This is a genomic window from Streptomyces sp. NPDC055099 (assembly GCF_053607685.1).
The window spans coordinates 262,832-286,137 of sequence record NZ_JBSGUA010000014.1; the positions used below are offsets into that span (position 1 = coordinate 262,832).

The 23,306-nt window shown below is 71.0% G+C and carries 18 protein-coding genes, 1 rRNA gene and 1 pseudogene; 9 read left to right on the top strand and 11 right to left on the bottom strand.

All coding sequences use genetic code 11. The annotated features are described in order from the left end of the window. The first annotated feature begins 421 nt into the window (after positions 1-421). A complete protein-coding gene (locus ACWFRU_RS30835) occupies positions 422-988 on the top strand; it encodes a DJ-1/PfpI family protein (protein ID WP_453691385.1) in 567 nt (188 codons plus the stop codon). A gap of 7 nt (positions 989-995) precedes the next feature. Here ACWFRU_RS30835 and ACWFRU_RS30840 read toward each other — a convergent pair whose 3' ends face one another. Both ACWFRU_RS30840 and ACWFRU_RS30845 read right to left on the bottom strand, forming a co-directional pair. Then, the gene (locus tag ACWFRU_RS30840) at positions 996-1,673 is read right to left on the bottom strand and encodes an HAD family hydrolase (RefSeq protein WP_453691386.1); all 678 of its coding nucleotides are present in this window, start codon (positions 1,671-1,673) and stop codon (positions 996-998) included. Between the two features lie 92 nt (positions 1,674-1,765). Further along, the gene (locus ACWFRU_RS30845) at positions 1,766-2,251 is read right to left on the bottom strand and encodes a DUF6912 family protein (protein WP_453691387.1); all 486 of its coding nucleotides are present in this window, start codon (positions 2,249-2,251) and stop codon (positions 1,766-1,768) included. Between the two features lie 388 nt (positions 2,252-2,639). Between ACWFRU_RS30845 and ACWFRU_RS30850 the strand changes: the two genes are divergently transcribed. Further along, on the top strand, positions 2,640-3,119 hold the full coding sequence (locus ACWFRU_RS30850) for an Rv3235 family protein (RefSeq protein WP_453691388.1): 480 nt from the start codon (positions 2,640-2,642) through the stop codon (positions 3,117-3,119). A gap of 91 nt (positions 3,120-3,210) precedes the next feature. Here ACWFRU_RS30850 and secA read toward each other — a convergent pair whose 3' ends face one another. Then, complete coding sequence (secA, locus tag ACWFRU_RS30855; protein WP_453691389.1) at positions 3,211-6,054, bottom strand: preprotein translocase subunit SecA; 2,844 nt, start codon at positions 6,052-6,054, stop codon at positions 3,211-3,213. Between the two features lie 223 nt (positions 6,055-6,277). On the opposite strand from secA, the gene ACWFRU_RS30860 reads away from it, so the two are divergent. Beyond that, complete coding sequence (locus ACWFRU_RS30860; RefSeq protein ID WP_453691390.1) at positions 6,278-6,850, top strand: GNAT family N-acetyltransferase; 573 nt, start codon at positions 6,278-6,280, stop codon at positions 6,848-6,850. A gap of 37 nt (positions 6,851-6,887) precedes the next feature. After that, positions 6,888-8,075: a winged helix-turn-helix domain-containing protein gene (locus tag ACWFRU_RS30865; protein ID WP_453691391.1), complete on the top strand. Its 1,188-nt coding sequence runs from the start codon at positions 6,888-6,890 to the stop codon at positions 8,073-8,075. On the opposite strand, the gene ACWFRU_RS30870 is transcribed toward ACWFRU_RS30865, so the two are convergent. The 7 genes and pseudogenes from ACWFRU_RS30870 to mtnA form a co-directional block, all read right to left on the bottom strand. Then, a complete protein-coding gene (locus ACWFRU_RS30870) occupies positions 8,068-8,811 on the bottom strand; it encodes a response regulator transcription factor (RefSeq protein WP_365816340.1) in 744 nt (247 codons plus the stop codon). The two genes, ACWFRU_RS30865 and ACWFRU_RS30870, sit on opposite strands and share 8 nt — an antisense overlap. Positions 8,812-9,005: 194 nt before the next feature. Continuing rightward, positions 9,006-9,698 (bottom strand): ribosome hibernation-promoting factor, HPF/YfiA family, encoded by a 693-nt coding sequence (gene hpf / locus ACWFRU_RS30875; protein ID WP_453691392.1) that lies wholly within the window; start codon positions 9,696-9,698, stop codon positions 9,006-9,008. A gap of 315 nt (positions 9,699-10,013) precedes the next feature. After that, a complete protein-coding gene (locus ACWFRU_RS30880; RefSeq protein ID WP_453691393.1) occupies positions 10,014-10,790 on the bottom strand; it encodes a ComF family protein in 777 nt (258 codons plus the stop codon). A 105-nt stretch (positions 10,791-10,895) separates the two neighbouring features. After that, entirely contained in the window at positions 10,896-12,746 is a 1,851-nt protein-coding gene (locus tag ACWFRU_RS30885) for an LpqB family beta-propeller domain-containing protein (RefSeq protein WP_453691394.1), read from the bottom strand. 160 nt (positions 12,747-12,906) lie between these two features. After that, positions 12,907-14,886 (bottom strand): annotated as a pseudogene (gene mtrB / locus ACWFRU_RS30890) (MtrAB system histidine kinase MtrB); the annotation flags it as partial. Between the two features lies 1 nt (position 14,887). After that, positions 14,888-15,577 carry a two-component system response regulator MtrA gene (mtrA, locus tag ACWFRU_RS30895; protein WP_361836743.1) on the bottom strand — a complete coding sequence of 230 codons (690 nt, stop codon included), beginning with the start codon at positions 15,575-15,577 and terminating at the stop codon, positions 14,888-14,890. Between the two features lie 4 nt (positions 15,578-15,581). After that, positions 15,582-16,766, bottom strand: a complete 1,185-nt coding sequence (gene mtnA, locus ACWFRU_RS30900; protein WP_453691395.1) for an S-methyl-5-thioribose-1-phosphate isomerase — start codon at positions 16,764-16,766, stop codon at positions 15,582-15,584. A gap of 140 nt (positions 16,767-16,906) precedes the next feature. Here mtnA and ACWFRU_RS30905 point away from each other — a divergent pair, with 140 nt between their 5' ends. The 5 genes from ACWFRU_RS30905 to ACWFRU_RS30925 all read left to right on the top strand — a co-directional run bounded on the left by ACWFRU_RS30905 (position 16,907) and on the right by ACWFRU_RS30925 (position 23,083). Beyond that, complete coding sequence (locus tag ACWFRU_RS30905) at positions 16,907-18,202, top strand: glycerophosphoryl diester phosphodiesterase membrane domain-containing protein (RefSeq protein WP_453691396.1); 1,296 nt, start codon at positions 16,907-16,909, stop codon at positions 18,200-18,202. A gap of 4 nt (positions 18,203-18,206) precedes the next feature. Next, on the top strand, positions 18,207-18,899 hold the full coding sequence (locus ACWFRU_RS30910; protein ID WP_453691397.1) for a DUF4129 domain-containing protein: 693 nt from the start codon (positions 18,207-18,209) through the stop codon (positions 18,897-18,899). A 718-nt stretch (positions 18,900-19,617) separates the two neighbouring features. Then, complete coding sequence (locus ACWFRU_RS30915; protein WP_453691410.1) at positions 19,618-20,793, top strand: DUF4350 domain-containing protein; 1,176 nt, start codon at positions 19,618-19,620, stop codon at positions 20,791-20,793. Beyond that, on the top strand, positions 20,793-21,773 hold the full coding sequence (locus ACWFRU_RS30920; RefSeq protein WP_453691398.1) for an AAA family ATPase: 981 nt from the start codon (positions 20,793-20,795) through the stop codon (positions 21,771-21,773). Before ACWFRU_RS30915 ends, ACWFRU_RS30920 begins: the two co-directional genes overlap by 1 nt. Beyond that, positions 21,773-23,083, top strand: a complete 1,311-nt coding sequence (locus ACWFRU_RS30925) for a DUF58 domain-containing protein (RefSeq protein WP_453691411.1) — start codon at positions 21,773-21,775, stop codon at positions 23,081-23,083. Before ACWFRU_RS30920 ends, ACWFRU_RS30925 begins: the two co-directional genes overlap by 1 nt. A gap of 73 nt (positions 23,084-23,156) precedes the next feature. Here the strand turns inward: ACWFRU_RS30925 and rrf are convergent. Continuing rightward, a 5S ribosomal RNA gene (gene rrf / locus ACWFRU_RS30930) occupies positions 23,157-23,273 on the bottom strand. Between the last annotated feature and the right edge of the window lie 33 nt (positions 23,274-23,306).

Sequence of the window (23,306 nt, forward strand, 5' to 3'; positions counted from 1 at the left end):
CTCCGGTCGAAGTCGACGTTATGCCGCGGTGAGAGATGAGCGGGCGGTTATCCGCCATTTTCAGCGGTTTCGCTGACCGATGGCCGGGATGATCTGAGCGGCCGCACCGCGAAGAAGCGTCAGCGACGCCCCGGGCACGGATGTCCTCCGTGTTCCCCGGGCGCAGGGCGGGGGCGTACACGCCCCCGCGGGATATCGCGCTGATCACGGGTCAAGGCTATCGCCCTCCACCCCGGAGTCGTCATGAGCCGTATGTGTACAAAAGCAGGGGTGGAACTTTGACACTCTGCACAGAGACTTTCACGCCATCCGTCGGCGCCGGACCCGCCCGGCGGACCGGTGGGCCCCCTTGGCAAACCGGACGGGCGGATGCACGTTGAGCGGAACGGACGGTCAGCGCGCGAATGGGGAGCGAGCACCGATGGCAGCCAAGATCCTGATAGTGACCGGCGACGCGGCGGAGTCCCTGGAGGTCCTGTACCCCTACCAGCGGCTGCGCGAGGAGGGGTACGACGTCCACATCGCCGCCCCCGCCCGCAAGAAGCTGCAGCTCGTGGTGCACGACTTCGAACCGGGCTTCGACACGTACACCGAGAAGCCCGGCTACACCTGGCCCGCGGACCTGGCGTTCTCCGAGGTCGACCCCGGCCAGTACGTCGCCCTGGTGATCCCGGGCGGCCGGGCCCCGGAGTATCTGCGCAACGACCCGGAGCTCCGCAAGATCCTCAAGTCCTTCTTCGACTCGGACAAGCCGGTCGCCCAGATCTGCCACGGCCCGCTCCTGACCGCGGCCATCGGCGGCCTGAGCGGCCGCAGGGTCACGGCGTATCCGGCCCTTGAGCTGGACATGCAGTCGGCGGGCGCGACGTTCAGGGACGCGGAGGTCGTGGTCGACGGCACCCTGGTCTCGGCCCGCACGTGGCCGGATCACTCCAGCTGGATGAGGGAGTTCCTGACGGTGCTGCGGGCCAAGGCTCCGGTGACGTAGGCAGTACCTAGGCGGCCAGCCGCTCGGCGACGTCCACGGCCTCGGCAAGACTGTCGACCACGGGAACGTCGACCCCTACGGCCTCCAGGCTGGCCCTGCTGTGGGATCCGCCGGTGTAGAGCACGGCCTGCGCCCCCACGTGCGCCGCGGCGACCGCGTCGTCGACGGCGTCCCCGATGACCACGACGCGCTCGGCGGCGGCGACTCCCTCAAGGGCCGCCAGGTGCCGCACCATCCGCTCGGCCTTGCCCGCGTGCGAGCTGTCCATGCGGCCGTCGATGCGCACGAAGTGCTCCTCGATCCCGTGCCGCCGCACGATCGGCACGAGGTGCTCATGCGGCGCGAGCGAGAGCAACGACTGCGTACGCCCCGCCGTGCGGCGCTCCGCGAGCAACTCGGCCGCACCGTCGGCAAGGCCGCAGGCCTCGGCACGCGCCCAGTAGTGCTTGTGGAAGACGGCGTCCATGACCTGCCACTCGGCGTCCGTGGGCAGCCGCCCCATCAGCCGCTCGTAGAACAGAGGGACCGGCACACAGTACAGATCGCGATACCGCTCCAGCGTGATCGGCTCCAGTCCGATCTCCGCGAACGAAGCGTTCGTGGACTCGATCACCGCATGAATGTCATGCAGCAGAGTCCCGTTCCAGTCCCATACGATGTGCGCCCCGCGCCGCGACTTCCCCATACCGAGACGGTACCCGGCCCCACCGACACCTCACTCCCGCCCGCTCACGGACGGACCGGCACCGCGGCGCCGAAGGCCTGCGCGGGCAGCCCTCAGCCGATCAGCCCGGGAATCTCCTGCGTCGCGAACCACAGCAGCTCGTGGTCCTCGACCCCGGCCGCGCCGCCGTCGCCCTGGCCCGCACTCTTCAGCGCCGCGGCGACATCCGCCTCGGCGTCCTGCGCGTCCACATGCACCGCGGCGACCTTCTTGAACGGCAGGACCCCGGCGACCCGCACCTCACCGAGCTCCTCCGCGCCCGCACGCCCGGCATCCTCCAGCGCCCCGTCGGCCACGTCCGCGGCCACCACGACCCGCCGCCTGGCCGCCCCGGGCTCCCCGGCGATCAGCTTCAGCGAGGCGAGCGCCGCCTGGCTCAGGGCCGCGTACTCCAGCTCCTCCACGTCGTCCGTCGCGCACCACTCGCGCAGCGCGGGCGTCACGGCGTAGGCGCCCAGCGAGGCGGTCCCGGCCCCCAGCTCGCCCGCCTTGTACGCCTCGGCGAGACGGCTCAGGGTCAGGGGAACGTAGACGCGCATGACGGCCCGCTTTCACAGTCGGAGTCTCGGGAGACGAAGTCGGTTCTCAGGAGTCGGTTCAGGGGGTCGGTTCTCAGGAGACGGAGTCGGAAGGTCGCAGAGAAGGCAACACCACAGGCCCCCAGAATACGTGCGCGAGTCCCCCTTCGAGCTGCGCCCCGCACCCGCCCCTCCCGTCACCCGCAGCCCCCGCCCTTCACCCGCCCCACCCCAACGCCCCCATGGAGCGGCGCACCCCCGGCCACCCTGATAGGTGACTCCTCCGGTCGCCCGCCCCCGCACCCGCGGCCCCTTGCGACCCCCGCCCCGGCCCCCGTACAAGATCTCCGACGGAAGTTACTCCCCGGTACAACCGCGACCGGGACAGCGAAGCCGGAGGCGACACGGCATGCAGAAGGTAATGACCAGGCCCCGCTCCCGCCCGGTGACCACCCGCCCGCCGGGCCGCACGGACCCCCGCCGCCCCTCGGCGGCACGCACCCCGCGCCCGGCTCCCCGCACCCCCACGCGCCCGGTACGCCCCCTCAGGACCCCGCCCCAGCCCCCACCGCACCCCACAGAGCTCTTCACCGAGCGCCTGCTCCTGGTGCTCAGCGGCCAGAAGCCAGTGCACTGGGCGGCACGGCACATCGCCCACACCGCCTTCGACGACCTGACCCGCCTCGCCGAACAGACCCCCCTGACCGTGAACGGCCGCCGCCCCACCATCCACCGGATCGGCCACTACGAACCGCGCCCCGGGGTCTACGAGGTCTTCGCGAGGATCGGCGCGGGCCCCGCCCTCAGGGCCCTGGCCTTCCGCCTGCACCTGGGCGCGGACCAGCGGTGGCGCTGCACGGCGGTGGAGGTGGGAGCCCCGGCCCGGTAGCGGCGCAGCGCACGACAAGAGGGCACGGGCAAAAGGGGGCCGAGCGCCCACGGCGCCCGACCCCCGAAAAACTGCCCGCAACCGCCCGCGGCTACTTCTTGCGGCGACGCCCGCCCTTCTGGGCCTTGCGCCGCTCCGCGCGGGTCATGCCGTCGGACTCCGAACGCACACCCGCGTCCTCGGTCTCGAAGTCACCCTCGTCGACGCCGCCCTCGGCGTTCGGCGCCTGGAAGTGCAGACGGTCGGGCCGCTGCGGAGCCTCGAGGCCCTTGGCGCGGATCTCGGGACGACCGCCACCCGCGGGAACGGCGTCCTTCTTCTCCAGGGAAGCGCCGCCCGCGGCCGCGTCCGACACCGGGACCTCCTCGACCTGCTGCTCGACCTGGACCTCCAGGTTGAACAGGTAGCCGACGGACTCTTCCTTGATGCCGTCCATCATGGCGTTGAACATGTCGAAGCCCTCGCGCTGGTACTCGACCAGCGGGTCCTTCTGCGCCATGGCCCGCAGGCCGATGCCCTCCTGGAGGTAGTCCATCTCGTAGAGGTGCTCGCGCCACTTGCGGTCGAGCACCGAGAGGACCACGCGGCGCTCCAGCTCACGCATGATCTCGGAGCCGAGCTGCTCCTCACGCGCCTCGTACTGCTGGTGGATGTCGTCCTTGATGGACTCGGAGATGAACTCGGCGGTCAGACCCGCGCGGTCACCCGCCTCCTCCTCCAGCTCCTCGATGGTGACCTTCACCGGGTAGAGCTGCTTGAAGGCGCCCCACAGCCGGTCCAGGTCCCACTCCTCGGCGAAGCCCTCGGCGGTCTCCGCCGCGATGTACGCGTCGATCGTGTCGTCCATGAAGTGCGTGACCTGCTCCTGGAGGTCCTCGCCCTCCAGGACGCGGCGACGCTCGCCGTAGATGACCTCGCGCTGGCGGTTGAGGACCTCGTCGTACTTCAGGACGTTCTTGCGCGTCTCGAAGTTCTGCTGCTCGACCTGCGACTGGGCGGACGCGATCGCGCGCGTCACCATCTTGTTCTCGATCGGCACGTCGTCCGGGACGTTGGCCATGGCCATCACGCGCTCGACCATCTGCGCCTTGAAGAGGCGCATCAGGTCGTCGCCGAGCGAGAGGTAGAAGCGGGACTCGCCGGGGTCGCCCTGACGGCCGGAACGACCGCGCAGCTGGTTGTCGATGCGGCGCGACTCGTGGCGCTCGGTGCCGAGGACGTACAGCCCACCCAGGCTCTTGACCTCCTCGAACTCCGCCTTCACGGACCGCTCGGCCTTCTCCAGGGCGGCGGGCAGCGCGGCGGCCCACTCCTCGACGTGCTCGACGGGGTCGAGGCCGCGCTGGCGCAGCTCCGCCTCGGCGAGGTCGTCGGGGTTGCCGCCGAGCTTGATGTCCGTGCCTCGTCCGGCCATGTTCGTGGCGACGGTGACGGCGCCCTTGCGGCCGGCCTGGGCGATGATCGGCGCCTCACGGTCGTGCTGCTTCGCGTTCAGGACCTCGTGCTGGACGCCGCGCTTGGAGAGCTGCTGGGAGAGGTACTCCGACTTCTCCACGGAGGTCGTGCCGACCAGGATCGGCTGGCCCTGCTCGTGCTTCTCGGCGATGTCGTCGACGACGGCGGCGAACTTCGCGACCTCGGTGCGGTAGATCAGGTCCGACTGGTCGGCGCGGACCATGGGCCGGTTCGTCGGGATCGGCACGACGCCCAGCTTGTAGATCTGGTGGAACTCGGCGGCCTCGGTCATGGCCGTACCGGTCATGCCGCAGAGACCGGGGGTCTCCTTGCCGTCGTGGTCGTGCCGCTTGTAGAGGCGGAAGAAGTTCTGCAGGGTGATCGTGGCGAGCGTCTGGTTCTCGTCCTTGATGTCCACCCCTTCCTTCGCCTCGATCGCCTGGTGCATGCCCTCGTTGTAGCGGCGGCCGGCGAGGATACGGCCGGTGTGCTCGTCGACGATCATGACTTCGCCGTCGATGACGACGTAGTCCTTGTCCTTCTTGAAGAGTTCCTTGGCCTTGATGGCGTTGTTCAGGTAACCCACGAGCGGCGTGTTGACCGACTCGTACAGGTTGTCGATGCCGAGCCAGTCCTCGACCTTGCTCACGCCGGACTCGTGGATGGCGACGGTGCGCTTCTTCTCGTCGACCTCGTAGTCGCCGGTCTCCTCGATGCCCTTGAGGGTGTTGCCCGCCTCGCCCTTGGTGAGGCGGGTGACCAACTTGGCGAAGTCGCCGTACCACTTGGTGGCCTGGTCGGCGGGGCCGGAGATGATCAGCGGCGTACGGGCCTCGTCGACCAGGATCGAGTCGACCTCGTCGACGATCGCGAAGTTGTGGCCGCGCTGCACCAGTTCGTCCTTCGACCACGCCATGTTGTCACGCAGGTAGTCGAAGCCGAATTCGTTGTTCGTGCCGTACGTGATGTCGCAGGCGTACTGCTCGCGGCGCTGGGCCGGCGTCATGTTGGCGATGATGCAGCCGACGCTCAGGCCCAGGAACTTGTGGACGCGGCCCATCATCTCGGAGTCGCGCTCGGCCAGGTAGTCGTTGACCGTGATCAGGTGCACGCCCTTGCCCGACAGGGCGTTGAGGTACGCGGGGAGGGTGCCGACGAGCGTCTTGCCCTCACCGGTCTTCATCTCGGCCACATAGCCGAGGTGCAGCGCGGCGCCGCCCATCATCTGGACGTCGTAGTGCCGCTGGCCGAGGACGCGCTTGGCGGCCTCACGGACCGTGGCGAAGGCTTCGGGGAGGAGGTCGTCGAGGGTCTCGCCGTCGGCGTAACGCTCCTTGTACTCCTCGGTCAGCGCGCGCAGCTCGGCGTCGGAGAGGCTGACGAAGTCCTCTTCGATGGAGTTGACCTGGTCCGCGATGCGGTGCAGCTTGCGCAGGATCTTGCCTTCGCCTGCACGCATGATCTTCGAGAGGACGGACACGGGGGTTGGTCTCCTTGCCGGTCGGGCCTGGCATGGTCGGTTTACTCATAGGGCAACGGCCATCGTAAGCGAGGAGCGGGCCGCGCCGGGAGGTCTGCCGATACGTCAACGGACGGGGGGCCTGGAAGGTGCCGGGTTGTGCCGATCAGCGCTCGGCGAAATGCGGGTGAAAGGTCGGCCAAAAGCACTGGCCCACAGCGCCCGGCCCCCGCAGAATCACCGGATGGAGCCCGTCACCCTCACCACCGAACGCCTGATCCTGCGCGCCTTCACGCCCGCCGACACGGACGAGACGTACGAAGCCTGCCAGGACGCCGACATCCAGCGGTGGACCACGGTCCCCTCGCCCTACACCCGCGCGGACGCCGAGGGCTTCGTCGGGCGCATGGTGCCGGACGGTTGGCGCCACGACACGGAGTACACCTTTGCCGTCCGTCCCCGGGAGGGCGGCCCCCTGGTCGCCGCCGCCAGCCTCCACCACCCGCGCTCGGGCGCCTGGGAGGTCGGCTACTGGACCGCGAAGGAGCACCGGGGCAGCGGCTACATGACGGAGACCGTCCTCGCGCTGGCCAGGTGGGCCTTCACCGACCTGGGCTGCAACCGTCTGGAGTGGCGCGCGGAGGTGGGCAACACGGGATCGCGCGCGGTGGCGGAGAAGGCGGGCTTCGTCATGGAGGGCACCCTGCGCGCCGCCCTCCTGAACAAGACCACGCTCCGTGACTGCTGGGTGGGCGCCCTGCTTCCGAGCGATCTCGGCATGGCGTCGCTCCAGCCGTACCTGCCCGCCCGCAGCTGAGGCGGCTCTGTCAGTGCCGCCCCCTATCGTTTCCGGCATGACGAGCCTGCCGCGCCCCGCCATCGACCTGTCCGCCGACGAGGCCCGCCGCATCGCGCTGCGCGCCCAGGGATTTTTGGGCGCGCCGGACCGCAAATCCGGTGTGCGGGGCGTGTTGCGGCATCTCGGCGCGGTCCAGCTCGACACGATCTCGGTCCTGGCCCGCTCCCACGAGCTCATTCCGTACGCCCGCCTCGGTGCCGTCGGCCGCGACAGGATCGAGGCGGCGTACTGGGACGGGGCATCGGGCACCGGCCCGGCCCGGCCGCACGCCTTCGAGTACTGGTCGCACGCCGCGTGCATCCTGCCCATCGAGGAGTGGCCGCACTTCGCCTTCCGCCGCCGCGCCTACCGCACCCGCCCGCACTGGCACCACGACCTGCCGGCCGGTGCGTACGACACGGTCATCAAGCAGCTCACCGCCGAAGGCCCCCTCACCGCGACGGAGTTGGGCGGCGCGAAGAACAAGGGCGAGTGGTGGGACTGGTCGGACGCGAAGGTCGCCGTCGAGCGGGCCCTGATGTACGGCGAGGTGGTCTGCACCGAGCGGCGCAGCTGGAAGCGGGTGTACGACCTCGCGGAACGCGCGATTCCGGGCACGCTGCTCCATGACGACCTGGACGACCGGGAGTGCCTGCGCCGCCTGGTCCGCCTGGCCGGCCAGGCGCTCGGTGTCGGCACGCGCGCGGACATCGCGGACTACCACCGCCTCAAGGGCGAGCAGTTCGACTCGGTGGTCGCGGACTCGGGTCTGGTGCCGGTGACGGTGGAGGGCTGGGACAAGCCCGCCTGGGCCGATCCGGCGGCCCTGGAGACGACGCCGCGCGGCCGCCACCGTACGACGCTCCTTTCGCCCTTCGACTCCCTGATCTGGGAGCGGGCCCGCACGGAGCGGATCTTCGGCTTCACCCACCGCCTGGAGGCGTACGTCCCCAAGCCCAAGCGGATCTACGGCTACTTCGCGATGCCGGTCCTGGCCGGGGGCCGTCTCGTCGGCCGCGTGGACCCCGCCCGCGAGGGCAGCACGCTGGTCGCCAAGCAGGTGTCACTGGACAGCCCCAAGGCCGTGCCCGCGGTGGCCCAGGCCCTGCGTGAAGCGGCGACCTGGGTCAACTGCGATTCCGTACGGGTGGAGCGCGTGGACAGGCCGGAGCTGGCCGCCGAGCTGGTGCGCGCCCTCACCTGATCTCGAGGATCTTCTCCCGCATCGCGTAGACGACCGCCTCCATCCTGGAGTGCAGCTGCAGCTTCTCCAGGATGTTGCGGACGTGGTTCTTCACGGTGTTCTCGGAGATGAACAATTCCTTCGCGATGTCGCGGTTGTTCATGCCCGTGGCCACCAGCTTCAGCACTTCCAGCTCGCGGTCGGTCAGCCGCGGCGCGGGCACCAGCCTGCGCTCGTCGGTGCGCTGGATCATCGACTTGAACTCGGTGAGCAGTTTCGACGCCATGGACGGACTGATCTGCGACTGCCCGTCGGCCACCGCGCGAATCGCCGTGGCCACCTCGTCCGTGGAGATCTCCTTGAGGAGATAGCCCGTGGCACCGGCCTTGATCGCGTCGTAGAGGTCGGCCTCCTCGTCGCTGATCGTCAGCATGATGATCTTGGCGCTCGGCGCGACCTCCTTGATGGAGGTGCACGCCTCGATGCCGCCGCGCTTGGGCATGCGCACGTCCATCAGCACGATGTCCGGCAGCAGGTCCGCGGCCTTGTCCACCGCCTCGGCGCCGTCGCCCGCCTCCCCGACGACCTGGATGTCCTCCTCGGCCGCGAGGACGATCTCCAGGCCCCGGCGGAAGAGCGCGTGGTCATCCACCACAAGGACCCTGATGGGCTCCTTGCGCGGTGCGCCCGCATCCGTGCCGATGCCGATGCCGTCGTCGTCATCGGCATCCCGCATCGGTCCGAAGCTGTCCGCCATCGTTCCTCCCCCTGAAGGCCATGGCCCGTTGTGCGTCGGCTGCCGCCAACCCGAGGCAGCAGCGCGCCGGTTGGCCGGCTCCGCCCATGATTTCATGCCCGGGCGGTCGAGCGGTGCGCACCGGGGTCGCATGCTGGTGCCCCTGGGGGCGCACACGCGCTCCAGGGGCACCAGCAAACCCTCGGCTGACCGGGTCAGCCGCCGAGCGCACCGCCACCGCCGCCGGACTCCGGCCGCGCGACCATGGGGTCGGTGTTGAGGCGGATCACGCCGTAGTCATAGGCGTGCCGCCGGTAGACGACGCTCGGTTCCTTCGATTCCGAGTCGACGAACAAGTAGAAGTCGTGCCCGACGAGTTCCATCTCGTAGAGCGCCTGGTCGAGCGTCATCGGAGCGGCCACGTGGCTCTTCTCGCGGACCACGAGCGGGCCTTCGCCCTGGATCTCCAGCGAGCCGATCCTCTTGACGGGCACGCCGTCCGGCTCTTCCTCGCGCACGAGGGTGCCGTCTCCGTTGAGAGTGGCCGCGTCCGGCACCCGCTCGGCGACTTCGGCGGCGGAGAGCCTGCCGGTGCCGCGCCGGTTGTGGCGCTTCTCGTGCTGCTTGCGCAGCCTTGCGTCGAGCTTGGCGGTGGCCAGGTCGAGCGCCGCGTACGGATCGGTCGCCGAGGCCTCCGCGCGAATCACTGGTCCGCGTCCCCGAAGCGTGATCTCGACACGGTCGGAACGGTCGGCCTGACGCGGGTTGGCTTCCTTGGTCACCTCGACGTCGAGGCTGATCACCTTGCCGTCGAGCTTCTGGATCTTCTCCAGGTTCAGCTTCTCGGCCACGTGCTTGCGGAACCGCTCGGGCACCTCGGTCTTGCGGCCCTTGACGACGATGTCCACGCAGAACTCCGTTCCCGGATCGCCCCGCTTCGGCGGCGGAGCATCTCCCTTTTGCACCAGGCCCCGGTGACTCCCGGAGCCTCGGACTCGGTGACTTCCACCTCCTCCTCCCCCGCGAACAAGATCTCCACCCCGACCGGCCCGGGTGATTGCGAAAAACCCGGCGACCGGCATTCCGATATGTGAGGGGCGGCGTCCGCCATTCCTCACAACCGAACATATCTCGCCCGGACGGATGTCGTCACCCTCTACCGCTGCATACCTCCATTCAGGTGCATTAGCCCTCTCACTACCTGCAACGATGCAAGTTCCCAGTCAGTTCCGGTTTATTCCGAAAGAATCCGGTGAGGAGGCGACAACAGCCGCGATGATCCTGTTCTCGCCGGTAATTTCACGGGCTGTCACCACTGCGGCCGTCCCTTTACTTTCCGTGCCTACGTCACGTATTGCGCGCGCGGCCTCGGCCAAAGACGCTCCCGTGGTCATCAGGTCGTCCACGATCACGACCCGGCCACCGGCGAGCAGCCGCCCGCCTCCTGCGGTCACCTCCAGGGCGCCCTGCAGATTCGCCTGCCGCTGACGGGAGTTGAGCCCCGCCTGGTCGGCCACGACCCGCCGCTGGCGCAGGACGCCGAGCACCCTGGCCCGGATACCGCCCCGCCGCAGCTCACCCGCGGCGGCCAGCGCGATCCTGCGTACCGGATCATGGCCACGCGCCCGCACGGCCCCGCGAGCCGACGGCACCGGCACCAGCAGTACCGGAGCGTCACCGGCGACCCCCTCGTGAGGACCGGCACCCGCCCGCAGCCCGGCCCGCACCGCCCCGGCCAGGCCCGCGCCCAACGGCCCCGCGAGCCCCAGAGCACCGCGCTCCTTGTGCGCAAGCAGCACCGCCCGCACCGAGTCCCCGTAGACGGCCGACGCATGCACCACCGGCAGCCCCCGCGGCCGGGGACGAGGGCTCACCCGGCACGGCGCGGCCCCGCACAGGGCGTCGCGGCACGGCGCGCAGAGCGCCGCACGAGGCCTGCCACAGCCTCCGCACTCGGCCGGCAGCACCAGATCGGTGAGGTCCTGCCACCACCTCGGCATGCCCACCACTGTGCCAAGACCGAAGCGCCCCTGGCCACCCCTGTGGACAACCGCCTGTGGACAACTCCCCGTCAGGGTGAGGGCGTTGCCGTCACCCGCTGCAAGTCACCCCGGATAGACCGGCGCCGACCCCTGCTCGACCACCGTCTGCCACTGCGCGCCCGTCGGCAGCCGCACGATGCCGTCGTCCGAGTGCGCCACCAGCGGCTGTTGCTCGTCCTCCGACGCCGCTATCTCCTTCACGCCGGTGAGACCGGGCAGCGTCGCACCGGCGGGCATCGAACCGTCGCACTGGACGTACCGCATCTGCTGCACGCCGCCGGACTCGCGTCCGACCACCACGAGGCGGCTGCCGCCCGCCCACGACATGGCGGTGACCTCCTCCATCTGCGGCGCGGCCTGGCGCAGACCCTCCACCGTGATCTGCGGCTGCTCGCCCTTGGCGCCCGTCCGCTCGACGCGGCCTATCCGCAGGCTCGTCCTGCCGTCCTTCTTCACGAGGAGCGCGATCCGTACGCCGTCGGCCGACACCCGCACCGCCTCGATCCGCCCGTCGAGGTTCGCGATCTTGACCGGCAGCGGCTCTCCCGCACCCTGCTCCAGCCAGAGCAGACGCGGCCGCTTCGGGTCGCGGTCGGCCACCCAGAGGTCACCGCGGCCGTCCCAGCTGGGCGTCGAGAGCCCGTCCTGCTCGGACTTCGCCTTGCTGCGCACCTCCGGCTTGCCGAGGGCGCCCTCGGAGACCAGCGACCCCATGTACAGCGCGCGCCCGTCGAGCGACACCCCGGCCGCCCGCTCCTCGTCCCGCGACACGGCGGCGGACCGCAGCGGCTGCTCGCCACTGCCCAGCTTGCCGGGCACGGGCTGCGGATCGGCCTTGCCACGGGCGCCGGCCGGCATCCGCACCAGCTGACGCTTGTCGTCGATGAGGTACTGAAAGTCGGGGTGCTCGGCGATGCGGCGCGAGGCGACGGACTCGGCCCGCTCCTTGCTCAGGACGCACAGCTGCGAGCCGTTGCGGCGCTGCAGCTCCACCTCCTCGACGCCGGACGACGCCAGGTCCTGGAGCGTGAAGAGCAGCTGCGCGGCCATCTCCGTGCACCGCTCCTGGCCCATGGAGTCGGCCTTCGCGTTCAGCGGCACCGTCAGCTTGCCCTGGTCGTCGGGCGCCAGCGTCTTGGTGCCCGCCTTGAGCCGCGTACCCGTCGGGAACCGCGTGCCCACGACCTGCTTGAGCCAGGTGGTGGGGCCGTCGAACAGCGCCTTCACGGACTCCGTCACGGGGTCTATTCGCTGGCGTATGTAGACGGGGTCGGCGACGAGCCCTTCCTGGCCGCCACCGGTCGCACCGGACGAACGCGTCGCGAAGTAGTACTTGTTGACGGACCAGTAGATGCGCTGGAAGTCGGACTGCCCGAGCACGACGCCCTGCGGCACCCGGTCTATCCGCCACTCCTTGCCGTTCGGCCCGTCCTGCTGGGTGAGGTGCACGCTCTGGTTGTACGCGGCGTCGTCGAGCTGGTAGGCGTGCTCGTCGTCCACGATGGCGACCTTGCGGCCGGTCAGCGGAAACGTACGCCCGGTGTCGCCGTCCCCGACACTGCCCGTCCCCGGCGTCGGCCCGCTCTCGAGCACCGTGGTCTGCACATCGGGGTTCCAGCCCTTGGAGGCTTCCTTGGTCAGATACTTGCGCGCCATCGCGAACTCGGGGTCGTCGCTGGTCAGCGCCTCAAGGAAGCCCTGGACGATCTCCACGGGGCCGGCGTTCTCCCCCGGCGGCATCGCGTAGACCCGGACCTGCGACTGCGAGTCCGGCCGCTGGGAGGCGTCGACCGCCTTGAGGTTCCCGCTGTCGGGCATCGAGGCACACCCCGCGAGCAGCACCCCGCAGGAAACGAACAGCACACCGGCCCGCAGCGGACGCCGGCGAGCGCGGCGGTCGTGGTCAGCGGCCACGAGAGGCCTCCCCTTCCCTGGCGGGATCCGTTTGCGTCTCGCTCGCCTGATGGGCGTCCGTCACGGCGTCCGTCGTACCGTCCCTGTCCGTCGAGGTGTCCGTCGAGGTGTCCGTCGCGCTGTCCGCCGCCGGTTCACCGGATACGTCGTCCAGCGGCCTGCGCGGCACCACCCGCGCCCCGCTGCCCGGCAGCGCGGCCGGGTCCACCGTCGTGGCCGCCTGGGCGAGCCGCGGCGCGATCGGCGCCCTCGCGGGCACGGGCGGCGGCACCCGCTCCGACACCGACGGCTGCGCTGGCACCGTGGCGAGCTTGTTCGCGCCGCCGAGCGGCAGACCCGCGTCGTTCAGGCCGCGGTGACGCCGCGAGTCGTCGGGCTCCAGCGGTATCGGCGAACCCCGAAGGGGCTCGTCCGCCGTGCGCGGCAGCGTCAGACGGAACTGCGAACCGCCGCCCGGCTCGCCCCACGCCTGCAGCCAGCCGCCGTGCAGCCGTGCGTCCTCGAGCGCGATGGAGAGCCCGAGGCCCGTACCACCGGTGGTACGCGCGCGTGCCGGGTCGGCCCGCCAGAAGCGGCTGAACACCCGCGTCGCCTCGCCCGGCTTGAGCCCCACTCCGTAGTCCCGCACCGCGACCGCGACCGCGCCGCCCGCCACCGCGAGCCGCACCACGACGTCCTGGCCCTCGCCGTGCTCCACGGCGTTGACCACGAGGTTGCGCAGGACCCGCTCGACGCGGCGCGCGTCGGCCTCGGCCACCACGGGCTGCTGGTCCCCGACGATCCGTATGTGCGTCCCCTTGCGCTCCGCGAGCGGCTCCGCGCCGCCCACGACACGTCGTACGACCTCACGCAGGTCTATCGGCTCGGCCTCCAGGGCCGCCGCGCCCGCGTCGAACCGGCTGATCTCAAGGAGGTCGGCGAGCAGCGTCTCGAACCGGTCCAGCTGATCGGCGAGCAGCTCGGCCGACCGCGCGGTCACCGGATCGAAGTCCACGCGCGCGTCGTGGATGACATCGGCCGCCATCCGTACGGTCGTCAGCGGCGTACGCAGCTCGTGCGAGACGTCCGAGACGAACCGCCGCTGCATGCGCGAGAGCTCCTCAAGCTGCTGGATCTTCAGCTGGAGGTTCTGCGCCATCTTGTTGAAGGCCTCGCCGAGCCGCGCGATGTCGTCCTCACCGGTGACCTTCATGCGTTCCTGAAGACGCCCGGCGGACAACCGCTCGGCGATGCCCGCGGCCATCCGTACCGGCGTCACGACCTGGCGCACCACCAGCCAGGCGATGGCGCCGAGCAGCACCACGACGAACAGGCCCGCGGTGGCCAGCGTCGTCCTGACGACGCCGAGCGACTCCTCCTCCTGCGTCAGCGGGAAGAGGTAGTAGAGCTGGTAGGGCTGGCCGTTCAGGTCGTTCAGACGCTTGCCGATGACGAGGCCTGGCTGGGCCTCACGCCCGTCGTTGAAGACGATCCGCGTATTGCTCTGATAGGCCCTGGTGCCCTCGTCGACGCTGCTGCGCAGCGCCTCGGGCACGCTCTGGATCGGGTCCACGCCCCCGGAGGCACGCGGCCCGCGCACACTCTCGCCGCCCGCCGTGGACGTCGGGCTCAGCGTCACCACGTTGAACGCGCTCTGGCCACCGCTGGAGAGCTGCTCGACCAGGTCGGACATCCATACGGCGGTGGGCGGCGTGGCCCCGCCGTCGGGCGAGCCGCCGCCGCTGTCCTGCCCCGAACGCGGTCGGGCCGAGTTCGCCTCGTCCTGGGCCGCCCTGAAACCACCGTCGGCCTGACTCTGTGACGCCTTCACCTTGGCCTTGAGCAGGCCGTTGTTCACCGAGCTCATGACGGCGAAGCCCAGCATCAGGACCACGCCGAGCGACATCAGCAGCGTCGTGACGACGACCTTCAGCTGGATGTTGCGCCGCCACAGCCGCAGGGCCGGCAGCAGCGGACGGCGCACCCAGCGCACGAAGAGCCTCAGGACGGGGCTGCCCTGCACCCCGTCCTGCAACAGCAGACCACCGTCGAGGAGCCGCCCGAACGTCGAGCCGCGCCGCGTCGGCCCCCCAGTCCGCCCCGAGCGGCCGCCCGGAGCCGGAGCCCCAGGAGGTGTTGCGGGGGAACTGTCCCGGGACACGTCAGCTCGGTCCGGCCTTGTAACCGACACCACGGACGGTCACCACGATCTCCGGACGCTCGGGGTCCTTCTCGACCTTCGAGCGCAGCCGCTGCACATGCACGTTCACCAGCCGGGTGTCGGCCGCGTGGCGGTAGCCCCAGACCTGCTCGAGCAGCACCTCACGCGTGAACACCTGCCACGGCTTGCGGGCCAGCGCGACCAGCAGGTCGAACTCCAGCGGCGTCAGCGCGATCGACTGACCCTCCCGCTTCACGGAGTGCCCCGCCACGTCGATGACCAGGTCACCGATGGTGAGCTGCTCCGGCGCGGGCTCCTCGGACCTCCGCAGCCGCGCCCTGATGCGGGCCACGAGCTCCTTCGGCTTGAAGGGCTTCACGATGTAGTCGTCGGCGCCCGACTCCAGGCCGACCACCACGTCCACCGTGTCGCTCTTGGCCGTGAGCATGACGATCGGCACCCCGGACTCCGCCCTGATCAGACGGCACACCTCGATGCCATCACGGCCCGGCAACATCAAATCCAGCAGTACAAGATCCGGCTTTGCCTCCCTGAAAGCGGCCAGCGCCTTGTCGCCATCAGCTACGAACGACGGCTCAAAACCTTCACCACGCAGCACAATCCCGAGCATCTCGGCCAGTGCGGTGTCGTCGTCGACGACAAGGACTCGTCCCTTCATGCCTGACATCATCCCATTAGCTCATCGATACCTGGCGTGACCTGGCACACAGCTCGCCCAGGCCCCCTGCTGTCACGGGCGACACGACGCCTTCCTCGGTGACGATCGCCGTCACCAGCTCCGGCGGCGTCACATCGAACGCGGGGTTGTACGCCTGGGTCCCCAGAGGTGCCACCGCGATCCCGCCTCCCGCTTCAAAACCGGCCATCGGCACATGGGGTGCCGTGACCTCCGTCACTTCATGACTCGCCCGCTGCTCCACCTCGATGGACGCTCCGTCCGGGGAGTCCGGGTCCACGGTCGTGACCGGTGCCACCACGATGAACGGCACGTGGTGGTAGCGGGCGAGCACTGCGAGCGGATAGCTCCCCACCTTGTTGGCCACCGAACCGTCGGCCGCGATGCGGTCGGCGCCGATCAGCACGGCATCCACCTCACCCGCCGCGAACAGCGACCCCGCCGCATTGTCCGTAAGCAAGGTGTACGCCATTCCGGCCCGCGCCGCCTCATACGCGGTCAGCCGTGAACCCTGCAGCAAGGGCCGCGTCTCGTCCACCCACAGCCTGCGGAGCCGTCCCTCGCGGTGCGCGGCAAGGGCCACCGCGAAGGCCGTGCCCTCACCGCCGGACACCAGGGCCCCCGTGTTGCAGTGGGTGAGGATCCGGTGGCCGCCGCCCGGCAGCATCTCGTCGAGCAGGGCGAGCCCGTGCGCCGCCATCTTGCCGCTGGCCTCGGCGTCCTCCCGGTGCAGCGCCCGCGCGGCCGCCAGCGCCGCGGCGCCCGCCCGCTCCGGATCGGCCCCGTCCGCCACCGCCGCGCGGTAGGCCGTCAGGGCCCTGCGTACGCCGTACCCGAGGTTGACCGCGGTGGGTCTGGCCCCCGCGAGCACGACCGCCGCCTCTTCCACGTCGAAGCCGCGTACGGCGGCCAGCGCGACGCCGTAGGCACCGGCTATGCCGAGCAGCGGCGCCCCGCGCACCGCCAGCGTGCGGATCGCCTGCACCAGGGCCGGCGCGTCCGTGCACACCAGCTCGGTCTCCTCGCCGGGCAGCCTGGTCTGGTCGAGGAGGACCAGTACGGGGCCCTCGGGCGGCTCGGCCCAGCGGATCACGGAGATCGCCGGGTTCGTCTCTTTCACCGGATTCGTCGGGGTCTGGATCGGCCGGATGTCCTCGCCTGATTGCGCGTACTGATCAGCCATCCGCCCAGTCTGCCCCGTACCTGTCGGACAATTGAAGGTGTGCAGCCCATACGCTGCCCGGTCCCCGCACGGGTGTGCCGTGGCACGATGGCTGGCAACCTGCCGCCGCGACCGCGGACGGGCACCGTGAAGGAGCGACGATGAACGACACTCCGGGCTGGGCTTCGCCCGGATCTGCCCCCTCCGACGACGGCAAGGGCTCCGGTGAGCCCAAACCCTCCGAGCCCGCGGACCAGCCCGACGCCCCGGCATCGAAGTGGTCCAAGGAGCAGCCGCCGCCCGCCCAGTGGTCCGCCCCCAGCCCACCCGCACCCGGCCAGACCCCGCCTCCGCCGCCACCCCCGCCCGGCGGCGGAGGCTGGGGCGGCGGACGCCCCGGCGGTCCCGGCCCCGGTGGCCCCGGCGGCTACCCCGGCTGGGGCGCGTGGCAGGGCCCGCCGCCCGCCGCGAAGCCCGGCGTCATCCCGCTGCGGCCGCTCGGCGTCGGCGAGATCCTGGACGGCGCGGTCTCCACGATGCGTACGTACTGGCGCACGGTGCTCGGCATCTCGCTCGCCGTGGCCGTGTTCACGGAGATCGTCGTCATCCTGCTGCAGGGGCTCGTCCTCAACGACAGCGCTTCCACGGACGCCCTCGACGACCCGAGCGCCACCGTCGGCGAACTGACCCGCGCCCTGGGCGACACCCTGCTGAGTTCCGGCGTGGTCCTGCTGATCACGCTGCTCGGCACGATCGTCGCGACCGCGCTGCTCACGATGGTCACCAGCCGCGCCGTCCTCGGCAAGTCGGTCACCACGGCCGAGGCCTGGCAGGACGCCAAGCCGCAGCTGCCGAGGCTGATCGGCCTGACGCTGCTGCTCCCGCTCATCGGCATGGCGGTCGTCGCCGCCGGCAGCGTGCCCGGCGTACTGATCGCGGCGGCGGGCTCGTCCGACGCGGGCATCAGCCTCGCCGTCCTCGGCGGATTCGCCGCCCTGATCGTCGCGATCTGGCTCCTCGTCCGCTTCTCGCTCGCCTCGCCCGCCCTGATGCTGGAGAAGCAGGGCGTCAAGAAGTCGATGACGCGCTCGGCGAAGCTGGTCCGCGGCTCCTGGTGGCGGGTGTTCGGCATCCAGCTGCTCGCCGCGATCATCGCCAACGTGGTCGCGTCGATCATCGTCATCCCCTTCACCCTCATCGCGGGCGCGCTGAGCGGCGACGGCGTCACCGGCTTCCTCGACAGCGGCACCGGCGACCTCGGCTGGACCTTCCTGATCGTCAGCGGCGTCGGCTCGGTCATCGGCTCGATGCTCACGTTCCCGATCACCGCCGGCGTCACGGTCCTTCTCTACGTCGACCAGCGGATCCGCCGGGAGGCCCTCGACCTCGAACTGGCGCGCGCGGCGGGCCTCCAGGGCGACAACGGCACCGGCGCCCCCGGAACCCCGGGGAGCTGATGCGGTGACGGGGGCAGCACCGCACGGACTGACGGCGGCAGTCCTGCGCACGGGCGACGACGACCCACCGGTGACGATTCCGCGTGCCCCCGCGCGGGAGGCAGCCGAGCGCGAACTGTCCGACCCCGCCTACCACCAGAACGACCCGAGCCTCCTGCAGCGCGCCCTCAACCGCTTCTGGGAGTGGGTCGACGCCCTGTTCTCCGCCGCCTCGGGGGCAACCCCGGGCGGCGGCCTCGGCCTCCTCGTCATCGTCATCGCCGTAGTAGCCCTCCTCGCGGCCCTGTGGTGGCGCCTGGGCACCCCGCACCGCGCCCCGGCCTCCTCCCCCGCCCTCTTCGACGACCGCCCGCGCACCGCCGCGGAACACCGCGCAGCCGCCGAGGCACACGCCGCCCAGGGCCACTGGAACCAAGCCGTCCAGGAACGCATGCGGGCGATCGTCCGCTCCCTGGAGGAACGCGCCCTCCTGGACCCCCGCCCCGGCCGCACAGCGGACGAAGCCGCGGCGGAGGCCTCCCGCCCCCTCCCGACCCACGCCACGGAACTCCAGGCGGCGGCCCAGTCCTTCGACGCCATCACGTACGGCGCCCGCACAGCAACAGAGCCGACGTACACCCGCCTAACCACCCTGGACGAGTCCCTAACCCAAACAAAACCAACCCTGAGCAACACCCCCCAGGGAGCCCCCCGTTGACGGCCCCCCAAACCCACGCCACACACCCCAGGACGGCAACCCACCCGTTCGACGCCATCACCCACGGCGCCCACACAACGGCACAGCCACCCCAAACAAACCCAACCCCAGGCAACGTCCCCCCAGGGAGGCCCCCGTTGCCGGCCTCCCACCCCTTCCCGGCCCACGCCACGGAACCCCAGGCGGCAGTTCAGCCGTTCGACGCCATCACACCCGTCGCCCACACAGCGACCGAACCCACCCACGCCGACCGCACCCCCCTGAGCAACACCCCCCAGGGAGCCCCCCGTTGACGGCCCCCCAGGACCCACCGAACCCCTACGCCGCCGACGGGACACCCTCGGACAAGTCCGAGAACGACATCCGCGCGGGAGGGAACGGCACCTACACCGGCCCCGGCACTGGCACAGGCGCCAGCACAGGCACCAGCGCTGGCACCGTCACAGACACCGGCGCTGGCACTGGCCCCGGCACCGGAACACGCGCCGGAACTGGCCCCGGCACAGGCACCGACACCGGCGCTGGCACTGCCCCCGGCACTGGCACAGGCACGGCCACCAGCACCGAAGCCGCCACCACGGCCCACGCCACCACAGCCACAGCCACACCCCCCTCCCCGTCGGCGCCCGCACCCGCACCCACCCCCGGGACCGGCCCCGCCCCCGGGACCGGCCCCGCCCCCGACCCCGAAGCGAGCCCCGCCACCCCCACCTCCTCAATCCCCACTTCCTCAACCCCCACCCCCCGCCAGCTCTGGACCAAGACCCGCGGCATCCTCCTCGCCCTGGTACTCCTCCTGGCAGCCGCCATCGCTATCGCGGCCGTCCGCTCCGGTGCCCAGCACGGTCGCCTCGACCCTCGCTCGGCCGACCCGTACGGCAGCCGCGCCGTCGCCGAACTCCTCGCGGACCGCGGTGTGTCCACCCGCGTGGTCACCACCTCCGAAGAGGCCAGAGCAGCGGCGGGCCCGGACACCACGCTTCTGGTGACCACCCCCGACCGGCTCACCGAACGCCAGCAGTCCCGCCTCCGCGCGGCCACCGAGGATTCGCGAGGCCGCACGGTCCTCGTCGCCCCCGGCGCCCCCTCGGTCAGCACCCTCGCCCCGGGGGTCACCGCGGACGCCACCCCCAGCCTCGACTCGACGCTCTCCCCCCGCTGCGACCTCCCCGCCGCCGAACGCGCGGGCTCCGCCGACGTCGGCGGCCTCCGCTACGACACCCTCGCCCCGAAGGCCGACGCCTGTTACCCCAGCGACGGCCTCCCCAGCCTGCTGCGGCTCCCGGCCGCCGAAGGCCCCGGCGACACCGTCGTACTCGGCGCCCCCGACATCCTCTTCAACGACCGCGTCGACGAGCAGGGCAACGCCTCACTGGCCCTGCAACTCCTAGGCTCCCGCCCCCACTTGGTCTGGTACCTCCCCTCCCTCTCCGACGACGCCGCCACCGGCGACACCGCCGACCGCGGCTTCTTCGACCTCATCCCCGACGGCTGGCTCTGGGGCACCCTCCAACTGACCATCGCCGCCGCCCTCGCCGCCCTGTGGCGCGCCCGCCGCCTCGGCCCCCTGGTCCCCGAACGCCTCCCCGTGGCCATCCGTGCCTCCGAAACCGTCGAAGGCCGAGCCCGCCTCTACCGCAAGGCCAACGCCCGCGACCGCGCGGCCAACGCCCTCCGCTCAGCCACCCGCACCCGCATCGCCCCCCTCCTCGGCGTCTCCCCCACCCAGGCACACGCGCCCGAGACCCTGCTCCCCGCCCTGTCCGCCAGGCTCCGCGCCCCAGGCCAGGACCCGCACCCCCTCCTCTTCGGCCCACCCCCCGCCGACGACGCAGCCCTCATCACCCTCGCCGACCAACTCGACGCCCTCGAAAGAGAGGTACGTACTTCATGATGGACCCGACCACTGACAACGCCGGGAGCTCCGGCAGCGCCCGCGCCTCCCTGGAGTCCCTGCGCACCGAGATCTCCAAGGCCGTGGTCGGCCAGGACCCCGCGGTGACGGGCCTCGTCGTGGCCCTCCTCTGCCGCGGCCACGTCCTCCTCGAAGGCGTACCCGGCGTGGCGAAGACCCTCCTCGTCCGCGCCCTCGCCGCATCCCTCGAACTCGACACCAAGCGTGTCCAGTTCACCCCCGACCTGATGCCGAGCGACGTCACCGGCTCCCTCATCTACGACGCCCGCACCACCGAGTTCTCCTTCCAGCCCGGCCCGGTCTTCACCAACCTCCTGCTCGCCGACGAGATCAACCGCACCCCACCCAAGACCCAGTCCTCCCTCCTCGAAGCGATGGAGGAACGTCAGGTCACCGTGGACGGCACCCCCCGCCCGCTCCCCGAGCCCTTCCTCGTCGCGGCCACCCAGAACCCGGTCGAGTACGAAGGCACGTACCCCCTCCCCGAAGCCCAGCTGGACCGTTTCCTCCTCAAGCTCACCGTCCCCCTCCCCTCCCGCCAGGACGAGATCAACGTCCTCACCCGGCACGCGGAAGGCTTCAACCCCCGCGACCTCGCCGCCGCCGGCATCCGCCCCGTGGCCGGCCCCGCCGACCTGGAAGCCGCCCGCGCCGCCGTCGCCAAGACATCCGTCTCCGCGGAGATCACCGGCTACGTGGTGGACATCTGCCGCGCCACACGCGAGTCCCCGTCCCTCACCCTGGGCGCCTCCCCTCGCGGCGCGACCGCTCTCCTCTCGACGGCCCGCGCCTGGGCCTGGCTGACGGGCCGCGACTACGTCATCCCCGACGACGTGAAGGCCCTCGCCCTCCCCACCCTCCGCCATCGCGTCCAACTCCGCCCGGAGGCAGAGATGGAGGGCGTGACGGCCGACTCCGTGATCAACGCGATCCTCGCCCACGTCCCGGTCCCCCGATGATGGCCCTCACCGGCCGCACAGCCCTCCTGGCGGCCCTCGGCAGCCTCCCCGTAGGCATCTGGGAACCCAGCTGGACCGGCATCCTCGCCGTGAACACCCCCCTGGCCCTGGCCTGCGCCTGCGACTTCGCCCTGGCAGCTCCCGTACGCCGCCTCGGCCTGACCCGCACGGGCGACACCTCCGTACGCCTCGGAGAATCCGCCGACGTCGAGCTGACGATCACCAACCCCTCCGCCCGGCCCCTGCGCGCCCGACTCCGCGACGCCTGGCCCCCCAGCAGCTGGCACCCCGGCACCGAAGTCGAGGCCTCCCGCAGCCGGTTGACGATCCCTCCCGGCGAACGCCGCCGCCTCACCACCCGCCTGCGCCCCACCCGCCGAGGCGACCACCAGGCCGACCGCGTCACCATCCGCTCGTACGGCCCCCTCGGCCTCCTCACCCGCCAGGGCAGCCACAAAGCCCCGTGGACACTCCGGGTCCTGCCCCCCTTCACCAGCCGGAAGCACCTGCCCTCCAAGCTGGCCCGCCTCCGCGAACTCGACGGCCGCACCAGCCTCCTGACCCGCGGCCAGGGCACGGAGTTCGACAGCCTCCGCGACTACGTCCCCGGCGACGACACCCGCTCCATCGACTGGCGCGCCACCGCCCGCCAGTCCAACGTCGCCCTCCGCACCTGGCGCCCCGAACGCGACCGCCACATCCTGCTGGTCCTCGACACCGGCCGCACCTCCGCGGGCCGGGTCGGCGACGCCCCCCGCCTCGACGCCTCCATGGACGCGGCCCTGCTCCTCGCCGCCCTGGCCTCCCGAGCAGGAGACAGAGTCGACCTCCTCGCGTACGACCGACGGGTACGAGCCCTGGTCAAAGGCAAAGCAGCAGGCGACGTGCTCCCCTCGGTCATCAACGCCTTGGCCACACTCGAACCCGAACTCGTCGAGACGGACGCCAGAGGCCTGACCTCAACAGCGCTCCGCACCGCGACCCGCAGCTCGCTCATAGTGCTGCTGACCAGCCTGGACGCGGCCCCCATCGAAGAGGGCCTGCTCCCCGTGCTCTCCCGCCTCACCCAACGCCACACAGTCCTCCTGGCATCGGTCGCGGACCCTCACATAGAGCAGATGTCCAAGGCCCGAGGAACAACAGAAGCCGTGTACGACGCCGCAGCCGCCTCCCAGGCCCACGCGGAACGCCACCGCACAGCAGAACAACTCACGCGCCACGGCGTAACAGTCGTAGACGCAATCCCCACGGACCTGGCCCCCGCATTGGCAGACGCATACCTGTCCCTAAAGGCAGCCGGCCGCCTCTGAGCGGTGGAGGTAATTGTCCTGAACGCAGAAAACCCCCGCACCCAGAGGGTGCGGGGGTTTCCCGTTAATAATAGTTCGGCGGCGTCCTACTCTCCCACAGGGTCCCCCCTGCAGTACCATCGGCGCTATGAGGCTTAGCTTCCGGGTTCGGAATGTAACCGGGCGTTTCCCTCACGCTATGACCACCGAAACACTATGAAACTGTCAACCGCACCGCAGTCGT

What these genes read in the sequence shown, in the direction of transcription:
- ACWFRU_RS30840 (WP_453691386.1), bottom strand. Translation starts at nt 1,673, where the DNA reads ATGGGGAAGTCGCGGCGCGGGGCGCACATCGTATGGGACTGGAACGGG.
- ACWFRU_RS30845 (WP_453691387.1), bottom strand. Translation starts at nt 2,251, where the DNA reads ATGCGCGTCTACGTTCCCCTGACCCTGAGCCGTCTCGCCGAGGCGTAC.
- mtrA (WP_361836743.1), bottom strand. Translation starts at nt 15,577, where the DNA reads ATGATGTCAGGCATGAAGGGACGAGTCCTTGTCGTCGACGACGACACC.
- ACWFRU_RS30905 (WP_453691396.1), top strand. Translation starts at nt 16,907, where the DNA reads ATGAACGACACTCCGGGCTGGGCTTCGCCCGGATCTGCCCCCTCCGAC.
- ACWFRU_RS30870 (WP_365816340.1), bottom strand. Translation starts at nt 8,811, where the DNA reads ATGGCGGACAGCTTCGGACCGATGCGGGATGCCGATGACGACGACGGC.
- ACWFRU_RS30880 (WP_453691393.1), bottom strand. Translation starts at nt 10,790, where the DNA reads ATGCCGAGGTGGTGGCAGGACCTCACCGATCTGGTGCTGCCGGCCGAG.
- mtnA (WP_453691395.1), bottom strand. Translation starts at nt 16,766, where the DNA reads ATGGCTGATCAGTACGCGCAATCAGGCGAGGACATCCGGCCGATCCAG.
- ACWFRU_RS30865 (WP_453691391.1), top strand. Translation starts at nt 6,888, where the DNA reads ATGACGAGCCTGCCGCGCCCCGCCATCGACCTGTCCGCCGACGAGGCC.
- ACWFRU_RS30920 (WP_453691398.1), top strand. Translation starts at nt 20,793, where the DNA reads ATGGACCCGACCACTGACAACGCCGGGAGCTCCGGCAGCGCCCGCGCC.
- ACWFRU_RS30860 (WP_453691390.1), top strand. Translation starts at nt 6,278, where the DNA reads ATGGAGCCCGTCACCCTCACCACCGAACGCCTGATCCTGCGCGCCTTC.
- ACWFRU_RS30850 (WP_453691388.1), top strand. Translation starts at nt 2,640, where the DNA reads ATGCAGAAGGTAATGACCAGGCCCCGCTCCCGCCCGGTGACCACCCGC.
- ACWFRU_RS30925 (WP_453691411.1), top strand. Translation starts at nt 21,773, where the DNA reads ATGGCCCTCACCGGCCGCACAGCCCTCCTGGCGGCCCTCGGCAGCCTC.
- ACWFRU_RS30835 (WP_453691385.1), top strand. Translation starts at nt 422, where the DNA reads ATGGCAGCCAAGATCCTGATAGTGACCGGCGACGCGGCGGAGTCCCTG.